This is a genomic window from endosymbiont of Riftia pachyptila (vent Ph05), assembly GCF_000224455.1.
GTDB classification, from domain to species: Bacteria; Pseudomonadota; Gammaproteobacteria; order Chromatiales; family Chromatiaceae; genus Endoriftia; species Endoriftia persephonae.
In genome coordinates, this window is record NZ_AFOC01000153.1 from 1 (window position 1) to 5,054 (window position 5,054).

At 63.1% G+C, this 5,054-nt stretch carries 5 protein-coding genes; all 5 read right to left on the bottom strand.

The genetic code is table 11. The features are described from left to right. Positions 1-647 (bottom strand): PFL_4669 family integrating conjugative element protein (locus RIFP1SYM_RS15680; protein WP_050798787.1); only part of this gene is annotated, 647 nt, incomplete at its 3' end. A gap of 72 nt (positions 648-719) precedes the next feature. After that, the gene (locus tag RIFP1SYM_RS15685) at positions 720-2,117 is read right to left on the bottom strand and encodes an STY4528 family pathogenicity island replication protein (RefSeq protein WP_005966643.1); all 1,398 of its coding nucleotides are present in this window, start codon (positions 2,115-2,117) and stop codon (positions 720-722) included. A gap of 16 nt (positions 2,118-2,133) precedes the next feature. Next, the gene (locus tag RIFP1SYM_RS15690) at positions 2,134-2,739 is read right to left on the bottom strand and encodes a DUF2857 domain-containing protein (RefSeq protein ID WP_005966645.1); all 606 of its coding nucleotides are present in this window, start codon (positions 2,737-2,739) and stop codon (positions 2,134-2,136) included. Positions 2,740-2,762: 23 nt separating this feature from the next. Beyond that, entirely contained in the window at positions 2,763-4,424 is a 1,662-nt protein-coding gene (locus RIFP1SYM_RS16655; RefSeq protein WP_005966647.1) for a ParB family protein, read from the bottom strand. Then, positions 4,424-5,054: ParA family protein (locus tag RIFP1SYM_RS15700; RefSeq protein WP_139042180.1), on the bottom strand; the 631-nt coding region annotated here is incomplete at its 5' end. The genes RIFP1SYM_RS15700 and RIFP1SYM_RS16655, both read right to left, overlap by 1 nt.

Sequence of the window (5,054 nt, forward strand, 5' to 3'; positions counted from 1 at the left end):
CGCTGGTTGTCCTGGCGCACATCGTTGCGATCGACGGCGCAGTGTTTCCACTGGGTGGGAAGCAGGAAAGCGCGGCGGATCAGCCGGCCGCCTCGGTGCAGCATCTGTTCGGCGGGGTCTCGGCCGAGCAGACCGACGTGCCGTGCGGTGAGCACCGCGCAGACCAGTTCGTCGTAGTCGCCCACCAGATAGGCGCCCATGTAGCCATAGGGATTGGCAAACTGGAGCGGAACACGGGCCGGTTTGAGGGAGTGGGCGATGGCGATCTCCACGCCACGTGTCGAGCGCAACAGCTCGTCCATCTCGGTTCGCATCTTCTGGATTTCACTGCGGCCGGTTTCGAGGGCCTCATGGATTTGCAGCAGGAACCAGTCCGCGTAAGGGTCGTCCAGCATCGCCGAGACCCAGATGCGTTTCATCAGCATGCCGAAGCGGACCAGCCCGATGATGCCGGGATGCTCTCGGGATTGCCTGCGGCCGTAGACCAGACGTTGCGCCTGCCGGGTCTGGATCACCAGGCAGGCGTCGCCGCGCAGGGTGCCGGGACGATCCGCGGCGGTCTTGTAGTCCACGGCCGGGTCCGCGTTGTCGGGAAGTTCGCGGGGCGTCTGTTCGTCCGCGTTGTCTGCCGTCGTTGTTTGGGCCATAAGCGTGTTCCTCCATTGTCAGCGGATTTCGATGTGCCACGTGGCACCTGTACGGGGGTGATGGCAGTGCCATCACCCTCGTGATTTGAATCTTTCGCGCGCATCATCCGGTGGGCCGGTCGCAGGACTGATGGCAGTGCCATCAGTCGTGTCGTTGTGCAAAGTGATGGCACTGCCATCACTCCGAGGTCCGTATGTCCGATGGGTTGGGGTCTGCATTTCAAGCGATGGGTTGATGGCACTACCATCAACCGAATCGTCGTGTGAGGTGATGGCACTGCCATCACTTGCCCCCTGTGTCCGGGATTTCCGGTCTGGGCTCGGTCGGCCAGGGTTTTCGAGCAGGGTCTGCATGTGGGCCAGTGCACGTTCGCGGCTGATCTCTTCCAGCCGCTTCAGATGGGCCTCCTGGCGACGTTGCTCCCGGGCCTTCAATCCCAAGCTCGTGAGGGTAAACGATCCTTTTCGGGCCGCCTTGCACAGTTGCGCCAGGTAGCCGATGGGGTTGTCGGTGGGTTCATTCTTGTGCTTGGCAGCGAGCAGTCGGCCGGCCAGTTCGTCCAGGATATCCTGTTGCACGGTCTCCGGCGCATTGCGCAGACAGATCCTGGCCAGACGGAGTTCGTTCTGCGTCAGCGATGAGGGGAATGCGAGCGGGGTCTGCGTGTTCTCTTCGCGCGCACGCGCGTCAGACTTTTCTGGGTTCTCTGTTGTTGTAGTAGTTGTTTTTTTATTTATATAACTACAACTACTACTACGTTCCGACTTCAAATTTTGAAGTGGGGTGACATCAGGTGCCGACTTCAAATTTTGAAGTTGGCGGGAGGAGAAGCCGAAGAAGCGGCTCGCCTCGCCTTGCAGGGTTCGGATGGCCTCCAGGCGCCTCTGCATCGGACTGAGGTGCGCGGTGCCACCGTCTCCTTCCTGGAGATCCGCCTCGATGGTGCCCAGTACGGCGGCTGCGACCTTCCGTACCTGGGGATGGGCGTGGTTCTGTGCCTGCTCCAGAAACTGGATGTAATCCTGGTCGAGATAGAGGGTGTCGGCCAGCGGCAGCGGCTCGTCGTGAAGGGCGTAGATGTTGCCACGGAAACGGCCTTGGGCGTCACGCACCCGGCGGCAAATCGAGAGCCAGCGGGTGGCGCGCAGGATCGCCATGGACCGGGCGACGGTGGCCTCGGAGCCGACGTTGGCGGTTCTTGCGATCTGCTTGTAGGTGGGGAAGGCGGTCGGGTGGGTGCCGGCGGCGGCGATCTTGATCACACCCCAGATGCGGGTGTCCACCGGCTGGAGCACCGGGTCTTGGAAGATCAGCCGCGGCATGGCATCGTGCCAGTTGCCGAGGAACAACAGGCCGTCGGCTGGAGCGGCGCTGCGGGTCTCGGTGGTCAGGAGCCGTTCCACGGTCGCCTGGATGAAGGCATCCAGGGCATGGGTTTCAGGTCTGATCTTTCCGGTATCGCGCTCCACTCAGTTCCCCACAGGCTCATTGTTCGTTGGTCTTGAGCCGAACGACCTTGTTGTCATCGTCCGATTGCTTCGCCGGCAGGAGCCCGGTGGCTTCCCAGGATCGGATCAATGCCCAGACGGTGTTCAAGGGCACGCCGGTCGTCTGCCCGACGTGCAGGTAACGCGCTTCAACGGGATGGTGGGCGTTGGCCTGCCAGGCCTTCCAGACGCGCTGCTCGTCGTCTTCGGACGGCGCGGGTGGCCGCCCGATGCCGGTGCCCGTCATGCCGAGCAGTTTGCGGCGGGCGGCGTATTCGGCGTTGGTCATGCCGAAGAAGGCCCGCATCATGGCGAGCGGTGCGCGCAGGCAGATGAGTTCGTTCTGCAGGGCATCGTGACGTTTGTTGCGTTCCATGTGGTCCAGTACCCGGTCGAAACAGGCGGGGTCCACGGAGATGTCCATGAAGTGCGTGCGCACCTGGCTGATGTGATAGAGATCGCGCAGGGTGGATCGCTCCAGGCGGGCGATCTGGTCCAGCCGAAAACCCAGGTCCAGCACCGAATGGATGTCCCCTTCGGCCAGGGTTTCCGTGACGTAGCGCAGGGTGTGGAACACCAGCTCTGCGTGTGTCGTCTTCGGCATCGCTCACCTCGCTTCCGGCACCGTTATCCGTCGCTCCGCCACAGGGCCAGTCCGCCGTCGTCATCCATCAGTTGCCGGATGCGGCGGCAGGTCTGCGCCAGGGCCAGCAGGTCATCGATGGTGGGCTGCGGGACCGATGGGTTGTTCAGCAATTCGTAGCCGAGCGCCTTCCAATCGGGTTCACCAACCAGCGCCAGGGCCTGGGTGTCGTTCTTCTCCAGGATCAGGTTGCGCAGCAGTAGGTCGTCGGGGACTCGCTCCATGCGCTCGGGCTGGACGGTTTCCTCGGAAAAGCTCAACAGGAGCCACCACACCCATTGGCGGTAGAGTTGGTGCAGAGCGTCTTCCTGGCCCGCGACCGGGATGATGGATTCGCGCGGAATGTCCACCAGAAAGCCCATGCCGAGTTTGCCGGCGGGCGTGACGCAGTCTTCCAGATCGTGCCGCTTGGCGATCTTGAGAGCGAGCACGTAACCCCGGCCGCGCAGCGACTTCAGATCGCCGGGTCCGTCGTAAGACGGTGCGTCAGATTGATGCAGTTCCTCCTTGGCACGTTCCCTCTGGGGTGCCTGCGGCTGTCCCGTTTCGTTCCTGACGAAATTGTCGGGGGAGGGTGTTGACGGCTGTGCTTTTGGCTCTGGGGGTTCTGATCCCGAGGCAGTCTCATCAAGCAGTGTCGGGCGTGGTGGATCCGCAGGCCCGGGTGTTTGCGCCTCATGTGTCGTAGTGCTCGGTAGTGTCTCTCCTGTGGCTTCTACCGTTGGGGATGGCTCGGGCCGGGGGTCCGTGACCGGGCTCGATGTGTTCTGCTCGTTGGTGCTGCTGGCCAGGCGTGCATCGATCTCCAGCCGCACGTGTTTGAGAGAGAGGCCCGAGGCCTCGGCCATCCGGGTTTCCAGCTCCCGCTGCACCGCATCCAGTTCCCAATGCGCACCGTCATGGGCGGCCAATGCCTCACTGAACAGCGCCTCGAACAGCTCCGGTGCCTCATTCCGGTCGTTCCAGAAACGACGGTAGGCGGATTCGAGGCGCCGGATCCGGCGTATCTGCGGTGCCCCCATCCCGGCGCGCAGCGCCTCCGGGATGAGCGGGAGCAGCACGTCCACGGCGTAGTCCATCCGGGAGATCATGCTCTGGTCCAGTGCGTATCCCCGTTGCCTCAGCGTCTCCGCCAGTTGCCGTTGGGAGAGCCCCGCCGATTGCTCCGATTCCAGCACTTCGCGCAGTTCACGCACGCCCAGGGCCTTGTCGATGAAGGTGAGCGCCCCGCGTGTGTCGTTCTCGATCAGGTGGGCGGTGAGGACATGGGATTCGGAGACCCAGGGCCGGAACAGGCAGTGGATGCGATAAAAACGTTCGTCGTGAGTTTCCGACCACAACTCCTTGAGAATCTGCAAGCGGGTGTTGCCGCCGGATTCGACCATATAAAAGGAATCTCCCGGCCGGCGGGTGATGGTCAGCGGATTGTTGAGCCCGCCTTGGGCGCGGATGGACGCCTTGATCTCGTCGTAAAGCGGGTTGCGTTCCTTTCGGGGATTGCGGTCGTAGGGCTGGATACGGTCGATCTCCAGCAGCATCTGCGTGGTGTCGAGTGGATCCGCCGGCGGCAGTTTGCGGCTTTGTCCGAAGTGACCCTCACGGAGCATCGACTGGATCTGTTCACTGGTCGGGTGCTTCCTTGCCATCAGCGTGTTCCCTTTTGTGTCGGCTGGCTTTCGCAGTCGAGCTTTTTGTCCAGGGATGGACTTGTGCCGCGAGAGGGCAGGACGCCCGGAGCGGCCTTGTCCGACAAGTGCGGGAAGAGTTCAGAGACCAAGTTCAGCATGGCGTCGCGGGCACTGAGTGTGGGTCCCTGCCGTTGGGGTTCCCATCGGTGCACCGGCACCCGCGCGGTGGCCGCCTCCCGGTAGGCGACGGTGTTCGGAATCACCGTGTCCAGGATGGTGATGGCGCCCTTGCTGGGACCGTAGGCCTCCCGACACAACTCCTGGGCGATGCGACGTGCGTCGACGGTCCGGTCCATGCGGTAGATGAGTCCGCGCAACGGACCCAGCGGCGCACCGAGGAAGGCCATAGGACGCAACCGGTCCAGTATCTGCACCGTGCCACGGGCGAACTCCCGCGCCGAGAGGATTTCCGGCGGGATTGGGGAGACCAGGAGATCTGCAGCAAGGACGGCGGAATCCTGTAGCGGCCCGACAGCGCCTTGGGTATCCAGCAGGATGAAATCGTAATCCTGGTCGAAGCGGGCCAACAGGTGCTTCAGGCGGACACGCCCATCCGGCGTGTGCAGGATCCAGTTCTGCAGCATCCCC